Consider the following 17,589-nt stretch of genomic DNA (forward strand, 5'->3'; position numbering starts at 1 on the left):
AATAACGCGGGGCAGCATAGCAGAATTACGCTTAAATTACGCCGCGTCGCCGGTCTTCACCGGTTCAAATACCGACTCGTGCTCGACGTTCTGCACCAGCAGGTCGCGGGTGATCTCCTTAATGGATTTCGCCCCGGTCAGGGTCATCGCCACACGCATCTCTTTCTCGATCAGGTTCAGCAAGTTCGCTACCCCTGCCTGGCCGTGGGTCGCCAGCGCGTAGAGGTAGGCCCGGCCCAGCAGCACGCTGTCCGCCCCGAGGGCTATCATTCGCACCACGTCGAGGCCGTTACGGATCCCGCTGTCGGCCAGAATAGTGATGTCGCCCTTCACCGCATCGGCAATCGCAGGTAGCGCCCGTGCCGAGGAGAGCACCCCATCCAGCTGGCGGCCGCCGTGGTTCGAGACCACGATGCCGTCCGCGCCAAAGCGCACCGCGTCGCGGGCATCTTCGGCATCAAGGATCCCTTTGATCACCATCGGGCCGTCCCAGAATTCGCGGATCCACTCCAGGTCCTTCCACGAGATAGAGGGATCGAAGTTGTTCGCCAGCCAGCCAATGTAATCTTCAAGCCCGGTTGGTTTGCCAAGATAGGTGGAGATATTTCCCAGATCGTGCGGACGGCCGTGCAGGCCCACGTCCCAGGCCCAGCGGGGATGGGTTACCGACTGCCAGTAGCGGCGCATGGCGGCGTTGGCACCGCTCATGCCGGAGTGGGCATCGCGGTAGCGTGCCCCCGGCGTCGGCATATCAACGGTAAAGACCAGCGTCGAGCAGCCCGCCGCTTTGGCTCGCTCCAGGGCGTTGCGCATAAAGCCGCGATCGCGCAGAACATAGAGCTGGAACCACATCGGGCGCTTCAGCGTGGGGGCCACCTCTTCAATCGGGCAGACCGAGACGGTAGAGAGAGTAAACGGAATACCTTTCGCATCGGCAGCGGCAGCGGCCTGCACCTCGCCCCGGCGGGCGTACATTCCACAGAGTCCCACCGGTGCAAGAGCGACCGGCATAGAGAGCTTTTCATTAAACAGCGTGGTCTCCAGGCTCAGGTCGGCCATGTTCTTCAGCACGCGCTGGCGCAGAGCAACCTGGGCGAGATCCTCAACGTTGCGGCGCAGGGTATATTCCGCGTACGCGCCGCCGTCGATGTAGTGAAACAGGAAAGGAGGCAGGATGCGCTGAGCCGCTGCGCGGTAATCACTGGCTGCAGAAATAATCATGTGTTGTTCTCCCTGGTAGGGTCGGGATCGCCCGGCAGGCGGGTGATGCGCGCCTGCCGGGCCTGATCTTCATCAAATTGTTTGATAGTGGTATGGACAAATCCCAGATGCGCCATCATCGCCTTGCGCGCGGCCTCGGCGTTGCCGGCCAGGATAGCGTCGAGCACCGCCTGGTGCTGTTCGGTAAGCTGGGCGAACACAGGCGGAACCTGATACATGCGCTGGCGACTCTGCTTAACCGACGACTGCAACAGATCGAAGAAGCCGCGCATGGTCTGCAACAGCACCACATTATGTGAGGCTTCGGCGATCGCCAGATGAAAACGCACGTCCGCCTGCGAGGCGATGTCCGGATCCTTGCTCTGGGTAGCCTCGTAGCAAGCACGAAGCTTCTCTTTATCGGCATCGGTGGCGCGCATCGCCGCGTGCCAGGCGGTGCTGGCCTCGATGGCGTGGCGGGCTTCGAGTATATCGAAGCTGTAGTCGGGATCGTGCTCCAGCAGGGTTTTCAGCGGCTGGACAATATTTTGCTCAGACCAGTCGTCGTGCTGCCAGCGCACAAAGGTGCCGCCGCCGCGACGGCTCAGCAGTACCCCTTCGTTGACCAGCGTAGCCAGCGCTTCACGCAGCGAGTTGCGCGACACGCCAAGCTGCGCCGCCAGCTGGCGCTCGGCAGGCAGCTTCATGCCCGCCTCCAGCTGCTGCTCTTTTATCAGCGCCCGCACGCGAGAGGCTATCTCATCGGAGAGGCGTTTAGGCATGACGATCACGGGATCATCCAGGTTAAGACATAGGCCTGAAGGGTGGTAATAATCCCCACCATGCAGGTGAAAATCAGGCTGTGCTTCACGGTAAAGCGGAACAGATCCGACTCTTTACCCACCAGCCCCACCGCCGCGCAGGCAATGGCAATGGACTGCGGAGAGATCATCTTCCCGGTCACGCCGCCGGTGGTATTGGCCGCAACCAGCAGCACGTCCGAGACGCCAATTTGCTGCGCGGCCGTCGCCTGCAGGGCGGCGAACAGGGCGTTTGACGATGTATCGGAGCCGGTAAGGAACACCCCCAGCCAGCCGAGGAACGGCGAGAAGAAAGTAAAGGCGTTGCCGGTATGGGCCAGCGCCAGCGCCAGCGTCGAGGAGAGACCGGAGTAGTTCGAGATAAAGGCGAACGCCAGCACCATGCCGATGGAGTAGATAGGCAGGGCCAGCTCCTTCAGCGTGCTGGCGAAGGTCTGCACCGCCGCCGCGGGCTTCATCCGCAGCCAGACGATGGAGAGCAGGGCGGCAAACAGGATCGCCGTACCGGTCGCCGAGAACCAGTCGAATTTATAAACCGCCGCATAGGGCGTTGCCGCGTTGACCACTGGCGGCATACGGGCCACCAGCTTATCCAGGTACGGTACCGAAATGTTGATCACCATGTCGTACAGCGCCCCGCCCGGCGCAAACAACGCTTTGAACGGCGGCACGCTCCACAGCGTCACCGTCGCGGTGAGGAACAGGAAGGGCGACCACGCCTTGATAATCTGCCCGGCGCTATAGCGGGTACGCGTCAGGGACTCATCGACCTGCGACGCGCCCATATCGCCGAAGCGGAAGATGCGCACCGGCTGCCAGCGTTTCAGGAACAGCGTCAGGCAGACCAGCGACACCAGCGAGGAGATGATATCTGGTAGTTCGGGACCAATAAAGTTAGAGCTCAGGTACTGGGCGATGGCGAAGGAGCCGCCCGCTACCATGACTGCTGGCCAGGTCTCTTTAATGCCGCGCCAGCCGTCCATAATCGCCATGATCCAGAACAGCACGATAATGGTTAAAAACGGCAGCTGACGACCCACCATCTGGCCGATCGCGAAGCTGTCCAGTCCCGTGACCTGCCCGGCCACCAGAATCGGGATCCCCATCGCGCCAAAGGCCACCGGCGCGGTATTGACGATCAGACACAGTCCGGCGGCATAGAGCGGGTTAAAGCCCAGCCCCACCAGCAGTGCAGCAGTGATCGCCACCGGCGCGCCAAAGCCCGCCGCCCCTTCAAGAAACGCGCCGAAGGAGAAGCCAACGATCAGCATCTGCAGGCGCTGGTCTGGCGTAATAGAGAGGATGGACGAGCGGATAATGTCAAACTGCCCGGTCTTGACCGAGATTTTGTAGACGAACACCGCGGCAATAATAATCCATGCAATTGGCCACAGGCCGTAGAAGAAGCCATACACCACCGACGCCATCGCGCGATCGACCGGCATCTTATAGAAAAAGAGCGCTACCAGCAGAGCGATAGCAACGGTGTACGTTGCAGCAAGGTAGCCCTTCAGCTTGAGCTTTATCAGCGCAAAGAAGAAGAACAGGATGGGCAGGGATGCGATCAGGCTCGACAGCCAGATGTTACCAGCCGGATCGTAGTTTTGTTGCCACAGGCTCATTGCGTCTCTCCTGGGACCCTTCAGGCCGATCGGCGGTGAGTCTGCGCTCATCTCTGCGTCACGGTCAGTGTAAAAGTGGTCCAGCCAATTGGGTTGTGTAGGGTTTATGACAACAAATGGTTAACCAGATGTTATGTTTCAGCAATGAGTTTGTAAGTGGAAATCGTGGAAGTGTGAAGCGCAGGGCGGTTGGTTCAGGGATTGGTAGGGCCAATTAGAGGATATGCCGGGCAGGCATGGCGCTACCCGGCAAAAAAATCAGAACTCGGTCTTCGCGAAGCCGGTCATCTCTTTCAGGCCCATCTCGCGGCCCAGCGCAGTCATCGGGTGCACCACCACCAGTCCACGGACGCTCTTCTTCAGCTTGCCCATGTCGGCCTGCTCTTTTTTGGTAATCGCCCGACGGTACGGCAGATCCATCAGCTTCTGCGCCTCTTTGCTCAGCTTCTGGCCGTGTACTTCGCGCAGGCGAGTAATCTCCGCTTCCAGCGTCTCTTTCTCTTTTTCCAGCTCGGCGTACTTGTCGGCAGATTCAACCAGCGACAGGGCAGCCTGCTGGTGGCGGATGGCATCAAGGCGATCGCTCAGGCGTTTAATTTCGTTCTTTTCGATTTCTTTCATAACAGATGACTCTAAAAACAGGGGAATTACTGCAAAGGATACACTAATGTGCGCAACGTTACTTCTGAAAGGCTTTTTTCAGGCTGATGCGAGAGATCAGCCCGGTCAGGGAGAGGACCATCGTGGAGCGTACCACCTGCTGGTAACGCTGTCTCTGCATGGCGTAGAGGTTAGCGTCGCTGGTATCAAACTGGGGCAGAGGGGGCAGGGCAGAGACGCAGTGCAGCTCGCCAAAGGGACCGAGGATCTCGTCATCGGTAAACCCATACTCGTTGCCGTCGTGGTTCAGCTCTTCACGCAGGGCCATCAGCAGCTCGGCGTCCTCATACTCGTGACGACTGATCACGCCGAGGCCGTAGATCAGCTTTAAGCGCACGGAGAGATCGCCCAGCGGGCCATCGCCCTCCAGCAGCGGCTCCACGGCGTATTTCACCGCATAGTCGTCTTTGCGGAACACCTGAAGTACCAGAATATTCACCGCTTCCGTGAGTAGCTCAACGGCGGCGATGAGGAAACTTCGGACGGTTTTGCCAGCATTCAGACGCTCAAGCACACGGTTTTCAAAGGCCTGGGTTTCTTCCATTATTGCCTGCATATCCGACAATCTTATATTCGGGCGCGGAGGTTCACCCCGCGCCGGGTAGGGCATCATGCCTGAGCGTTATAAACGTTAACCGCTTCGGCGACAACGTCGCTTGTACTTTCCAGGCCAGAGATCTGCGCCAGCGCAGCCTGCGGGCCTTTTTCGTCAATCAGCGCGGCCAGCTCAAGCGCCTGCGGATCCTGCTCGCTGCGGTAATGCATGGCAGCGGCGATCCCTTTGACCAGGTTCTCGTGCGGCAGGCCGTACTCCAGGGTGCCGAGCAGCGGTTTAATTAGACGGTCGCCGATGCTCAGCTTACGCAGCGGCTGACGGCCTACACGCTCAACGTCATCCTTCAGGTACGGGTTCTCAAAGCGGCCGAGGATCTTCTCGATATAGGCAGCGTGCTTGGCTTCATCAAACTGGTAACGCTTGATCAGCACCGCGCCGCTCTCCTCCATCGCTCCCTTCACCACCGCACGGATCTTCTCATCAAGAATAGCGTCGCGAATGGTCTGGTGGCCCGCCTGGCGGCCAAGGTACGCGGTTATAGCATGACCGGTGTTCAGGGTGAAGAGCTTACGCTCTACAAACGCCATTAAATTATCTGTCGGTTCCATGCCTGGAATATTCGGCAGCGCGCCCTTGAACTGGGTCTTGTCGACAATCCACTCGCTAAAGGTCTCAACGGTGACCTCCAGCGGATCGTGGGTGGCAGAGGCCGACGGTGGAACGATGCGGTCTACGGCCGAGTCGACAAAGCCAACGTGCGCTTCAACCCACGCTTTGTCTTCATCGGCCAGGATGTCAAAAACGTGGCCCTTCAGCTGCATGGTGCCGCGCACCATGTTCTCACAGGCGATAATGTTCAGCGGGGCCTCTACGCCCTGGGCTTTACGCTTCGCCAGTCCTTTAGCAATGGTCGGGGCGATGCGCTCCAGCACAACCGGGCCGACCGCCGTGGTCACCAGATCCACGTCGGCGATCAGATCGACCACCTCATCACCGATGCTGCTTACCGCGTTGACGCCGGAGACGGTATCAACCTGCTCATTTTCACCCACTACATGAACCTGATAGCTATGACGGGCATTCAGGGCGTCGAGCACCGTCTGATTCACATCGGCGAACGTCAGGGTAATGCCAGCGTCCGCCAGCAGTTTGCCGATGAAGCCACGTCCGATATTACCTGCGCCAAAATGTAATGCTTTCATAGTATTAACCTTCATTAAGTTTTTACCCGAGAGGGCTGGGGTGAGGCTCTGACCTCACCCAAACCCTCTCCGCAAAGGGAGAGGGGAGGAGGGCTTACTTGTTCAGCAGCGCCAGCACTTCTTCAACGCTATCGGTATGCGCCAGGCGCTCGATAATGGACTCATCGTCCAGGGCGTTGGTCAGGCTGGTAATCACCTGAATGTGCTCATTATTACGTGCAGCGATACCGATGACCAGACGGGCAATGTCATCTTCCTCTTCGCCAAAGCGCACGCCCTGCGGGTACTGGCAGAACACGACGCCGGTTTTCAGCACGCGATCTTTCGCTTCAACCGTACCGTGCGGAACCGCGATAGACTCACCCAGGTAGGTTGGGGTCAGTTTTTCACGCTCCAGCATGGCGTCGATATACTCCGGCTGCACGTAGCCGCCTTTTACCAGCTGCTCACCGGCAAAGCGAATCGCCTCTTCTTTATGGCTCGCGGTGCGGCCCAGGAAGATGTTCTCCGCGCCCAGCTTGAACAGATGGCTGTTGCTCTCGTCAATGCTGTCCTGCAGGCTGGTGCGCACTTTCGCTTCGTTGTCCGTATGACGCTGGGCCGCAACCAGACGCTCGGTAAGGTTGGTATAGAGGCCGCTGTCAAGGAAGTTAGTCAGCGAAATGTGCTGCGCCTGCGGAACCTGGCGCATCGCACGCTCGGTCAGGTCACGGTGGGTAATGACTACGTCTACATCTGCCGGCAGGTTGTTGATCGCGCTGTTGGTGACGGAGATGTTGGTCAGGCCAGCATCCTGCACTTTCTTACGCAGCACGCCTGCACCCATTGCGCTTGAACCCATCCCGGCGTCGCAGGCCACAATGATTTTGCGCACGTGGCTCAGGTCGTTAGAGACCGCACCCGCCGCCAGCGGCGTTCCAGCAGCGGCAGTGGTCGTGCCTTTGGATTCCGCTTTCATATCCTGCATACGACGGGTTGCCGCTTCGATATCGTCCTCTTCTTTCACCTTGCTGGTTTTAAGCAGAATGGCGGAGAGCACGAAAGAAACAGCCATCGCAGCAACGATAGCGGCAATGTTAGCGAAGTAGGCACCTTTCGGCGTCATCGCCAGCACGGCGAGGATAGAGCCAGGAGAAGCCGGAGAGACCAGGCCACCGTTCAGCACGCTCAGGGTAAACACGCCGGTCATACCGCCAAGGATAACGGCAATCAGCAGGCGCGGATTCATCAGCACATACGGGAAGTAGATTTCGTGGATACCGCCCAGGAAGTGGATGATAGCTGCACCGCCCGCAGACTGTTTCGCGCTGCCACGACCGAAGAACATATACGCCAGCAGGACGCCCATCCCCGGACCCGGGTTTGCTTCAATCAGGAAGAAGATAGACTTGCCGATGTCATGGGACTGTTGGATACCCAGCGGCGAGAAGATACCGTGGTTGATGGCGTTATTGAGGAACAGGATTTTTGCCGGTTCAACAAAGATAGAGGCCAGCGGCAGCATGTCATGGACAACCATGAAGTTAACGCCAGCGGCCAGGGCTTTAGAGAGCACTTCTACCGCCGGGCCAATGCCGAGGAACGCCAGAATCGCGAGGATCATACCGATGATGCCCGCGGAGAAGTTGTTCACCAGCATTTCGAAGCCGGACTTGATCTTGCCATCAACCCAGACGTCAAAGCGTTTAATCGCCCAGCCACCCAGCGGACCGGCAATCATTGCGCCGAGGAACATCGGCATATCCGCACCGACGATAACGCCCATCGTAGTGATGGCACCGACCACGCCGCCGCGATCGCCACCGACCAGGCGACCACCGGTGTAACCGATCAGCAGCGGCAGCAAATAGGTAATCATTGGGCCGACTAGTTTTGCCAGCGTTTCGTTAGGCAACCACCCTGTTGGAATAAACAACGCGGTGATAATACCCCAGGCGATAAATGCGCCAATGTTGGGCATTACCATGTTGCTGAGAAAACGACCAAAGCTTTGCACTCTGATCTTGATATCGGATGACATAAAACACCCCTTCTTATGTTTGCTGTCGCGCAGGGCGGAAGCCCAACTTTTTTTGTTAACGAGGCGGCAGAGGTAGCCGAACCCATGTTCTGTGTGGCGAATCTGGCACTGAATCGAGGAACTGTCCAGATGACGCCCTATAGTGTGATGAATATCACACTAATATGGGGATCACGCCCTACTTAGGTGTGATTCAGATCACAAATCATAGGTGTAAAAAAAGAACAGCGGCTAAAAAAAAGACGACAGGTAGCTGTTAATGTGATGTTAATCACAGTTATATGTCGTTACTTTGTTATTCATTTGTGATTTAGATCACAAGAAATTTTCACCTGGACTTTTCTTAACGTGAGCGGCAGCAACTTCTTATTACGGGGCTCGGCAATACTGTAAGTCAGCAACATCTTCTCAGCGTAAATTCGAGGTCAACACTATGTTCCTGAATTATTTTGCGCTCGGCATCCTGATTTTCGTCTTCCTGGTGCTCTTCTACGGCATCATTATTATTCATGACATTCCCTACCGGATTGCCAAAGCCCGCAACCATCCTCATGCCGATGCGATTCATATTGCAGGCTGGGTGAGCCTCTTTACCCTGCACGTGCTGTGGCCCTTTCTCTGGATCTGGGCCACGCTCTACCGCCCGGAGCGCGGGTGGGGGATGCAGTCCCACGTTAGCGGCGGCAGTGAGCTACAGCTGCACCAGCGCGTCGAGGCGCTGGAAAGAGAGCTGAAGCGAATGCAAACCCGAGCGGGGGAGTAGTATATGGATCTGCTGATCGTCTTAACCTATGTCGCTCTTGCCTGGGCGATATTTAAAATATTCCGCATTCCGGTGAATCAGTGGACGCTCTCCACGGCGGCGCTGGGAGGCATATTTCTCGTCAGCGCCCTGATCCTGCTCATGAACTACAACCACCCCTATACCTTTACAGCGCAGAAGGCAGTGATCTCGATTCCGATTACGCCGCAGGTCACCGGTATCGTCAGTGAGGTAACGGATAAATCAAACCAGCTGATTAAAAAGGGCGACGTGCTTTTTAAGCTCGATCCTGTGCGGTATCAGGCCAGGGTCGACAGGCTTAACGCTGACCTGGTGACGGCTACCCATAATATCCACGTGCTCAAGGCGCAGCTGGCGGGCGCCCAGGCCAATACTATGCGCGTCTCGGCCGAACGCGACCGCCTCTATAAAGACTACCAGCGCTACGTGCGCGGCAGCCGGGCAAGGGTGAATCCGTTCTCTGAAAGCGATATCGACAATGCGCGGCAGAACTACCTTGCCCAGGATGCGATGGTAAAAACCTCTGTGGCTGACCAGGTGCAGATCCAGAGCCAGCTGGACAGCATGGTCAACGGCGAACAGTCGCAGATCGTTAGCCTGCGGGCGCAGCTGACCGAGGCAAAATATAACCTTGAGCAGACGGTGATCCGCGCCCCGAGCGATGGCTATGTTACTCAGGTGCTGATCCGCCCGGGAACCTACGCCGCCGCGCTGCCTCTGCGTCCGGTGATGGTCTTTATTCCCCAGCAGAAGCGGCAGATTGTGGCCCAGTTCCGCCAGAACTCCCTGCTGCGCCTTGAGCCGGGCGACGAAGCGGAGGTGGTGTTCAACGCCCTGCCTGGCCAGGTGTTTAAGGGCAAGCTAACCACTATCCTGCCCGTGGTGCCGGGCGGCTCCTATCAGGCGCAGGGCGTCTTGCAGTCGCTGACGGTGGTGCCCGGTACCGACGGCGTGCTGGGCACCATTGAGCTGGAACCCAATGCCGAGGTGGACGCCCTGCCGGACGGCATCTATGCCCAGGTCGCGGTCTATTCCGATCACTTTCACCACGTCTCAGTGATGCGCAAAGTGCTGCTGCGGATGACCAGCTGGATGCACTACCTCTACCTTGACCATTAATCTCAAAAGGCAGGAATGTGCCAGGCATCACCTGCCTTTTTTTCATCGCTGATCCATAATTACTTTTTTGTGGGTAGACAGGATCAGATAATGAAACTTATCGGCAGCTACACCAGCCCCTACGTACGCAAAATCTCCGTTATCCTGCTGGAAAAGGGGATCACCTTTGAATTTGTAAATGAGTTCCCCTACAACGGCGAAAACGGCGTTGCGAACTATAACCCGCTAGGCAAAGTCCCGGCGCTGGTTACCGACGAGGGGGAGGTCTGGTACGACTCGCCAATAATTGCCGCCTGGCTGGAACTGTTGGACGCTGCGCCCGCTATGCTGCCGAAGGAGCCGAAAGCCGCCCTGAAGCTGCGCCAGATAGAGGCCCTGGCCGATGGGGTGATGGACGCCGCGCTGGTCTCGGTGCGCGAGCAGGCTCGACCGGCAGCCCAGCAGTCGGAAACCGAGCTGCTGCGCCAGCGGGAGAAAATTAGCCGGGCGCTGGACATGCTGGAAAAGCACGTCAGCGAGGGCGATATTCAGCCGGATAGCCTTAACGTTGCCACTATCGCCGTGGCCTGCGCCATCGGCTATATCAACTTCCGCCGCGTCTCGCCCGGCTGGTGCGTGGACAGGCCGCAGCTGGTGAAACTGGTGGAGACCCTGTTCCAGCGAGAAAGCTTTGCCCGCACCGAACCGCCAAAGTCCTAACTCACGATACTGACAGCCTGCGCCGGTACGCTGTACAATCCCCCTTCACGTCGAATCCTCTCCGACGGGAGGGGTAATCTACTGCAGGCTTTGTCATGACCCTTGAATCACGCTCACTTTTCAGCCAGATCCCGGCAACCGATCGTCTGCTGCGTGCCGACGCGTTTGCTGCCTTAGTCGACACCTTCGGTCACCGCCGCGTCGTAGATACCTTGCGCCAGCTTCAGGATGAGGCCCGTCTTGCAGTGCGTGAAACCCAGACGCTGCCCGCCTGGTGCGCGGACTGGGCGACGGCAACCGAGAGCCGACTGGCGCAGCATGAAACCCGCGCCCTACGGCCGGTATTTAACCTCACCGGCACGGTGCTGCATACCAACCTCGGGCGCGCCCTGCAGGCGGAGGTCGCCATCGACGCGGTTGCCGAGGCGATGCGTACCCCGGTGACCCTGGAGTACGCCCTTGATGAGGCCGGGCGCGGCCATCGCGATCGCGGCGTGGCGGATCTACTCTGCCGCCTGACCGGCGCAGAAGATGCCTGCATCGTCAATAACAACGCGGCGGCGGTGCTGCTGATGCTGGCCGCGCTGGCGAACGGCAAAGAGGTCGTGGTGTCGCGCGGCGAGCTGGTGGAGATTGGCGGAGCGTTCCGCATTCCAGACGTAATGCGTCAGGCGGGCTGTATGCTGCATGAGGTAGGAACCACCAACCGCACCCATGCCAAAGATTATCGTGAGGCGGTGAACGAGAATACGGCGCTGCTGATGAAGGTCCATACCAGCAACTATGCCGTCACCGGCTTCACCAAGGCGGTGGAGGAGGCGGAGCTGGTGCAGCTCGGCCTGCCGCTGAACGTACCGGTAGTGGCCGACCTGGGCAGCGGCTCGCTGATCGATCTCAGCCAGTACGGCCTGCCGAAAGAGCCGATGCCGCAGGAGATGATTGCCGCAGGCGTCAGCCTGGTAAGCTTCTCTGGCGATAAGCTGCCCGGTGGCCCGCAGGCGGGGATCATCATCGGCAAGCGCGAGCTGATTGCGAAGCTCCAGCAGCACCCGCTTAAGCGCGCCCTGCGGGTGGATAAGATGACCCTCGCCGCGCTGGAAGCAACGCTCAGGCTCTATCTGCATCCGGAGAAGCTGGCCGAACGGCTGCCGACGCTGCGCCTGCTGACCCGCAGCGCGGACGATATCCGCCAGCAGGCCGAGCGGCTGCAGCCCGCGCTGGAGAGCCGCTACGCTGAGTTTTTGGTTCAGGTTGAAGCCTGCCAGTCGCAAATCGGCAGCGGCTCGCTGCCGGTTGACAGGCTACCCAGCGCGGCGCTGACCTTTACCCCCCGCGACGGACGCGGCAGCCGCCTCGAGGCGCTGGCAGCCCAGTGGCGCACGCTACCGCAGCCGGTCATTGGCCGCATCTCCGACGGTCGTCTGTGGCTCGATCTGCGCTGCCTTGACAATGAATCCCGCTTTTTGAACAGGTTACTGAAATGATTATTGCAACGGCCGGGCACGTCGACCACGGCAAAACGACGCTGCTGGAGGCGCTCACCGGTATCAACGCCGACCGGCTGCCGGAAGAGAAGAAGCGTGGCATGACCATCGACCTCGGCTACGCCTACTGGCCGCAGCCGGACGGGCGCGTGCCGGGGTTTATCGACGTGCCGGGCCACGAGAAATTTCTCGCCAATATGCTGGCAGGCGTCGGCGGCATCGATGGGGCGCTGCTGGTGGTCGCCTGTGACGACGGCGTGATGGCGCAGACCCGTGAACATCTGGCGATTTTGCAGCTCACCGGCAACCCGGCGCTGACCGTGGCGCTCACCAAGGCCGATCGTGTGGACGCGGCGCGGATAGCTGAAGTCGAGGCCGAGGTGCGCAGCGTGCTGGCGGAGTTTGGCTACCCGCAAGCCACGCTGTTTACTACCGCCGCGACGCAGGGCCTTGGGATTGAGGCATTGCGTGGGCATCTGCTGGCGCTGCCCGAGCGCGAGCAGACGGCTGAGCACCGTTTCCGCCTCGCTATCGATCGTGCGTTTAGCGTCAAGGGGGCAGGGTTGGTAGTGACCGGCACGGCGCTCTCCGGCAGCGTAAGGGTAGGTGATACTCTGTGGCTCACCGGGGTAAACAGGCCGATGCGCGTGCGTGGCCTGCACGCCCAAAACCAGCCGGTAGAGCAGGCCCACGCCGGGCAGCGTATCGCCCTGAACATTGCGGGCGATGCTGAAAAAGAGGCTATCAGCCGCGGCGACTGGCTGCTGGCCGAGGCGCCGCCCGAGCCTGTGACACGGCTGATCGTGGCGCTGCACACCCACGCGCCGCTGGGCCAGTGGCAGCCGCTGCACATTCACCATGCCGCCAGCCACGTGACGGGCCGCGTCTCGCTGCTCGAAGATAACCTGGCCGAGCTGGTGCTGGATACGCCGCTGTGGCTGGCGGATAACGATCGGCTGGTGCTGCGGGATATCTCTGCCCGCGTGACGCTGGCCGGCGCGCGGGTGGTCACGCTCAATCCGCCGCGCCGGGGCAAACGTAAGCCGGAGTACCTGGCGTGGATCGCCGCGCTGGCAGCAGCAGGTGACGATGCCAGCGTGCTGGCGGTGCACCTGACCCGCGGCGCGGTAGATCTGCCGTCGTTCGCGTGGGAGAGACAGCTTAACGCCCAAGGGATGACGGCACTGACCGAGAGCCCAGAGCTGATCCAGGCCGGAAACAGCCTGATTAGCGCCGCGGTCGCCGCCCGCTGGCAGCGCAAGATCCTTGATACCCTGGCGACCTACCATGCGCAGCACCGGGACGAGCCGGGGCCAGGCCGCGAGCGTCTGCGCCGCATGGCCCTGCCGATGGAGAACGAGGCGTTAGTACTGACGCTCATCGAGCGGATGCGGGAGAGCAGAGATATCCACAGCCATCACGGCTGGCTGCACCTGCCGGATCATAAAGCGGGCTTCACTCCTGAGCAGGAGGCTGTCTGGCAGAAAGCCGCCACGCTGTTTGCGGATGAACCCTGGTGGGTGCGTGACCTGGCGCGGGAGGTAGGGGCAGACGAGCAGGCTATGCGCGGTGTTCTGCATCAGGCGGCACAGCAGGGGATGATCGTGGCGATCGTAAAAGATCGCTACTACCGTAACGATCGTATTGTGGCCTTTGCGAACCTGATCCGTGAGCTGGACGGCGAGCGCGGATCAACCTGTGCCGCCGATTTCCGCGACCGGCTCAACGTCGGACGCAAGCTGGCCATTCAGATCCTCGAATATTTCGACCGCATCGGCTTTACCCGCCGACGCGGCAACGATCACCTGCTGCGCGACGCCCTGCTGTTCCCGGCTGGCCCGGCCGTTATTGCCTGAATGCCGTGCGGCGCTACGCTTGCCCAGCCTACAAAAAACGCCAGACCGTAGGCCCGTGCAAGCGTAGCGCCGCCGGGCAACAGCCTAACTGGCAAGTGTTACTTACTCATCTGGGGTGATTTTCTGCTTTGCCAGCCACACTGCGCCTAATCTGCCCGCCTGATTTCCCAGCTTGCAGGGGTGGATCGGCACGCGCAGCGCCTCCCACATCTCGAAGGTTTCCAGGTGACGATCGAGTAGCTGGTAGACCTTCTCCTGCTCGCTCAGCCCGCCGCCAATCAGCACCGCCTCGGGGTCGAACATGGAGATGACGCTATAGACGCCACGCGCCAGGAAGAGCGCCCACTGGTTAATGGCCTCGCGCAGATGGACATCGCTATCCATCCGCTCGAAGAGCTCTTTACCGTGCGGCAGCTCGTCGGCGGAGACCGCCAGCGCCTGGCGGCAGGCTTTCATCAGACCGCTGCCGGAGGCGACCTCGTGCATACATTCGCCGTTGTTGCCGACCGGGATCACGCCAAACTCACCGGCGTGGAAGTGCACACCCCGGAACAGCTCACCGTTGACGATGATCCCGCCGCCGATGCCGGTTCCCACGGTGATGCAGACGAAGTTCTCAAATTCCTGCCCGGCACCGCGCCAGCGCTCGCCGAGCGCCGCACAGTTGGCATCGTTTTCCACCACTACGGGCAGATCGGTGAGGGTCGAGAAGAGATCGTGCAGATTTGCGCCATCCATAAAGTCCAGCGCGCCCGCTTTCTTCGCCTTGCCGGTATGCACGTTGATATGGCCGGGAAAACTGACGCCGATACCGGCAATCTCATGATCCTTCTGATAGGTTTCAACGACCTCTTTCCACGCTTTTTTAAACGACGCTTCGTCCTCAGGCGTGTCGAACTCCTCCGAAGAGAGCTCTTTACCATGCTCGTCGATCAGGCCATGCTTGATGTGGGTTCCCCCGACATCAAAACCAATAAAATAGTGCATAGGTATTTCCCTTTTCCGGTTCCATACGCTTAATTATGGCTCAGGCCAGGCGGGAGAATGTAAAGTAAGGTAATACGTGAACAGCGTCGAAAAGCGGCAATCTGATTGCTTCTTTTTTATCCACCGCGGCTACCCTTGAAGGACACCCCTGCAAGGAGACGGCCATGACAAACAATCCCCCCGCCAACCGCATCCAGCCTGGCGAATACGGTTATCCTCTTACCTTAAAAGCGCGCTATGAAAACTTTATCGGCGGCGACTGGGTTCCCCCTGCCGACGGCGAGTACTACCAGAACCTGACCCCGGTCACCGGCCAGCCGCTGTGTGAAATTGCCAGCTCCAGCAAGCGTGATATCGATCTGGCGCTGGACGCTGCCCATAAGGCGAAAGATAAGTGGGCGCATACCTCCGTGCAGGATCGGGCGGCCATTTTGCTGAAGATAGCCGATCGCATGGAGCAGAACCTGGAGCTGCTGGCGACCGCCGAGACCTGGGATAACGGCAAGCCGATCCGTGAAACCAGCGGGGCCGACGTGCCGCTGGCGATCGACCATTTCCGTTACTTTGCCTCCTGTATTCGTGCCCAGGAGGGCGGCATCAGCGAGGTAGACAGCGAGACGGTGGCCTACCACTTCCGCGAGCCGCTGGGCGTGGTTGGGCAGATTATCCCGTGGAACTTCCCGCTGCTGATGGCAAGCTGGAAGATGGCGCCTGCGCTCGCCGCCGGGAACTGCATCGTTTTGAAACCTGCGCGCCTGACGCCGCTCTCGGTGCTGCTGCTGATGGAGATTGTGGGCGATCTGCTGCCGCCGGGCGTAGTGAACGTGGTCAACGGCGCCGGGGGTGAAATTGGTGAGTATCTTGCCACCTCGAAGCGCATCGCCAAGGTGGCCTTTACCGGCTCCACCGAAGTGGGCCAGCAGATTATGCAGTACGCGACCCAGAACATTATTCCGGTCACTCTCGAGCTGGGCGGCAAGTCGCCAAACATCTTCTTTGCTGACGTGATGGACGAAGAGGATGCATTCTTTGATAAGGCGCTGGAGGGCTTTGCCCTGTTTGCCTTTAACCAGGGAGAGGTCTGTACCTGCCCGAGCCGGGCGCTGGTGCAGGAGTCGATCTACGAGCGCTTTATGGAGCGTGCCATCCGTCGGGTAGAGAGCATCCGCAGCGGCAACCCGCTGGATACCGTCACCCAGATGGGTGCCCAGGTCTCCCAGGGGCAGCTGGAGACCATCCTGAACTACATCGATATCGGTAAAAACGAGGGGGCGGACGTGCTCACCGGCGGGCGGCGCAAGCTGCTGGAGGGCGAGCTGAAAGAGGGTTACTACCTTGAGCCCACCATCCTTTTCGGACAGAACAACATGCGTGTTTTTCAGGAGGAGATCTTTGGCCCGGTGCTCGCCGTGACCACCTTTAAAACCGTGGAGGAGGCGCTGGAGCTAGCCAACGATACCCAGTACGGACTGGGCGCGGGCGTCTGGAGCCGCAACGGCAGCCTGGCCTATAAGATGGGTCGCGGCATCCAGGCCGGACGCGTCTGGACCAACTGTTACCACGCCTATCCCGCCCACGCGGCTTTCGGCGGCTACAAGCAGTCCGGCATCGGGCGCGAAACCCATAAGATGATGCTGGATCACTACCAGCAGACCAAGTGCCTGCTGGTGAGCTACTCGGATAAACCACTCGGGCTGTTCTGAGTTCCTACCTATAGCCGGGCGGCGCAAGCTTGCCCGGCCTACCTCTCTTTACCAGACCGCTCGCAATAAACTGTAATGCGTTCTCCTTTCCAACGTGTCTTTTCGTATCGCTTTCCAACCTGAAAATCCTCTGACTGCTTCCATTTTTGTTATGCGCTATTGTGATCCTGTAGCCATTAACTGTGTGTATGATGTGTATAATCCAGTGAAGGATAGGGATGTGAAGAGCCAGGATGTCATTACGATTTTGAAAAGGCATGGCTGGATGCTGGTCAGGGTCAGAGGAAGCCATCATCAGTTTTGTCATCCAACGCGTACCGGACTTGTGACGGTTCCGCATCCGCGAAAAGACATTAAACCCGGTACGCTGGCGCAGATTTGGCGTCAGGCTGGTTTAAAACTTTAATATGCAGGAGTCTCTATGTTTTATCCGGCTTATATTCATGCCGATCCTGACGGCAGCGCCAGTGGTTTCTTTCCGGATGTGCCGGGCTGTTTCTTTGCTGGCGATACGCTAGATGATGCCTTTCAGGATGCGAAAGAGGCCTTAACGGCACACTTTGAATTACTTTGTGAAACCCAGGAGACGCTCCCGGGCCCCGGATCGATAGAAGCGCATCTGAAAAATAATCCTGCTGATTTTACAGACGGGCAATGGTTACTGGTTGATATTAATATCAACCAGTTTGATGGCCGTGCAGAACGAATCAATATTACGTTGCCGAAGCGATTGCTAACGAAAATTGATCATTTTGTTCGTGAGCATCCCGACTACAGCAACCGAAGCGCCTTTCTGGCTGAGGCGGCCAGACGCGTTCTACCCAGTCGCTGAATCCTATGCTTTACCGGGTGGCGCTGCGCTTACCCGGCCTACAA

Annotated in this window: 16 protein-coding genes; 8 read left to right on the forward strand and 8 right to left on the reverse strand. The window is 59.1% G+C overall.

Going from position 1 to position 17,589, the window contains the following annotated elements:
* Nucleotides 1-36 precede the first annotated feature (36 nt).
* From lldD to RTX96_RS05700, 7 genes are all read right to left on the reverse strand, one after another.
* Nucleotides 37-1,221, reverse strand: a complete 1,185-nt coding sequence (gene lldD, locus RTX96_RS05670) for an FMN-dependent L-lactate dehydrogenase LldD (RefSeq protein WP_103820484.1) — start codon at nucleotides 1,219-1,221, stop codon at nucleotides 37-39.
* Entirely contained in the window at nucleotides 1,218-1,991 is a 774-nt protein-coding gene (gene lldR / locus RTX96_RS05675) for a transcriptional regulator LldR (protein ID WP_103820483.1), read from the reverse strand. The genes lldD and lldR overlap by 4 nt, the downstream gene beginning before the upstream one ends.
* A complete protein-coding gene (gene lldP, locus RTX96_RS05680) occupies nucleotides 1,988-3,643 on the reverse strand; it encodes an L-lactate permease (protein ID WP_312268392.1) in 1,656 nt (551 codons plus the stop codon). The genes lldR and lldP overlap by 4 nt, the downstream gene beginning before the upstream one ends.
* A 258-nt stretch (nucleotides 3,644-3,901) precedes the next feature.
* Nucleotides 3,902-4,264: a YibL family ribosome-associated protein gene (locus RTX96_RS05685; RefSeq protein WP_103820481.1), complete on the reverse strand. Its 363-nt coding sequence runs from the start codon at nucleotides 4,262-4,264 to the stop codon at nucleotides 3,902-3,904.
* A gap of 58 nt (nucleotides 4,265-4,322) precedes the next feature.
* Entirely contained in the window at nucleotides 4,323-4,913 is a 591-nt protein-coding gene (gene mtlR / locus RTX96_RS05690) for a mannitol operon repressor MtlR (RefSeq protein ID WP_103820480.1), read from the reverse strand.
* Nucleotides 4,913-6,061, reverse strand: coding sequence for a mannitol-1-phosphate 5-dehydrogenase (gene mtlD / locus RTX96_RS05695; protein ID WP_312670471.1), 1,149 nt, complete (start codon nucleotides 6,059-6,061; stop codon nucleotides 4,913-4,915). The genes mtlR and mtlD overlap by 1 nt, the downstream gene beginning before the upstream one ends.
* Nucleotides 6,062-6,155: 94 nt before the next feature.
* A complete protein-coding gene (locus RTX96_RS05700) occupies nucleotides 6,156-8,081 on the reverse strand; it encodes a PTS mannitol transporter subunit IICBA (protein WP_312670473.1) in 1,926 nt (641 codons plus the stop codon).
* A 433-nt stretch (nucleotides 8,082-8,514) separates the two neighbouring features.
* On the opposite strand from RTX96_RS05700, the gene RTX96_RS05705 reads away from it, so the two are divergent.
* The 5 genes from RTX96_RS05705 (at nucleotide 8,515) to selB (ending at nucleotide 14,023) form a co-directional block, all read left to right on the forward strand.
* Entirely contained in the window at nucleotides 8,515-8,844 is a 330-nt protein-coding gene (locus tag RTX96_RS05705; protein ID WP_312670475.1) for a DUF3302 domain-containing protein, read from the forward strand.
* Nucleotides 8,845-8,847: 3 nt separating this feature from the next.
* Nucleotides 8,848-9,984 carry an HlyD family secretion protein gene (locus RTX96_RS05710; protein WP_312670476.1) on the forward strand — a complete coding sequence of 379 codons (1,137 nt, stop codon included), beginning with the start codon at nucleotides 8,848-8,850 and terminating at the stop codon, nucleotides 9,982-9,984.
* Between the two features lie 90 nt (nucleotides 9,985-10,074).
* On the forward strand, nucleotides 10,075-10,683 hold the full coding sequence (locus tag RTX96_RS05715; RefSeq protein ID WP_103820475.1) for a glutathione S-transferase: 609 nt from the start codon (nucleotides 10,075-10,077) through the stop codon (nucleotides 10,681-10,683).
* 95 nt (nucleotides 10,684-10,778) lie between these two features.
* Entirely contained in the window at nucleotides 10,779-12,167 is a 1,389-nt protein-coding gene (gene selA, locus RTX96_RS05720) for an L-seryl-tRNA(Sec) selenium transferase (protein ID WP_312670479.1), read from the forward strand.
* Nucleotides 12,164-14,023, forward strand: coding sequence for a selenocysteine-specific translation elongation factor (gene selB / locus RTX96_RS05725; protein WP_312670481.1), 1,860 nt, complete (start codon nucleotides 12,164-12,166; stop codon nucleotides 14,021-14,023). The genes selA and selB overlap by 4 nt, the downstream gene beginning before the upstream one ends.
* A 102-nt stretch (nucleotides 14,024-14,125) precedes the next feature.
* Here the strand turns inward: selB and RTX96_RS05730 are convergent, their stop codons facing one another.
* Nucleotides 14,126-15,010: an ROK family protein gene (locus RTX96_RS05730; protein ID WP_103820472.1), complete on the reverse strand. Its 885-nt coding sequence runs from the start codon at nucleotides 15,008-15,010 to the stop codon at nucleotides 14,126-14,128.
* A gap of 164 nt (nucleotides 15,011-15,174) precedes the next feature.
* On the opposite strand from RTX96_RS05730, the gene aldB reads away from it, so the two are divergent.
* From aldB to RTX96_RS05745, 3 genes are all read left to right on the forward strand, one after another.
* Nucleotides 15,175-16,713, forward strand: a complete 1,539-nt coding sequence (aldB, locus tag RTX96_RS05735; protein ID WP_103820471.1) for an aldehyde dehydrogenase AldB — start codon at nucleotides 15,175-15,177, stop codon at nucleotides 16,711-16,713.
* Nucleotides 16,714-16,933: 220 nt separating this feature from the next.
* Nucleotides 16,934-17,119 (forward strand): type II toxin-antitoxin system HicA family toxin, encoded by a 186-nt coding sequence (locus RTX96_RS05740; RefSeq protein WP_103820466.1) that lies wholly within the window; start codon nucleotides 16,934-16,936, stop codon nucleotides 17,117-17,119.
* A gap of 15 nt (nucleotides 17,120-17,134) precedes the next feature.
* A complete protein-coding gene (locus RTX96_RS05745; RefSeq protein ID WP_103820465.1) occupies nucleotides 17,135-17,545 on the forward strand; it encodes a type II toxin-antitoxin system HicB family antitoxin in 411 nt (136 codons plus the stop codon).
* Nucleotides 17,546-17,589: the final 44 nt, after the last annotated feature.

This window comes from Pseudescherichia sp., assembly GCF_032052675.1.
Classification (GTDB): domain Bacteria; phylum Pseudomonadota; class Gammaproteobacteria; order Enterobacterales; family Enterobacteriaceae; genus Pseudescherichia.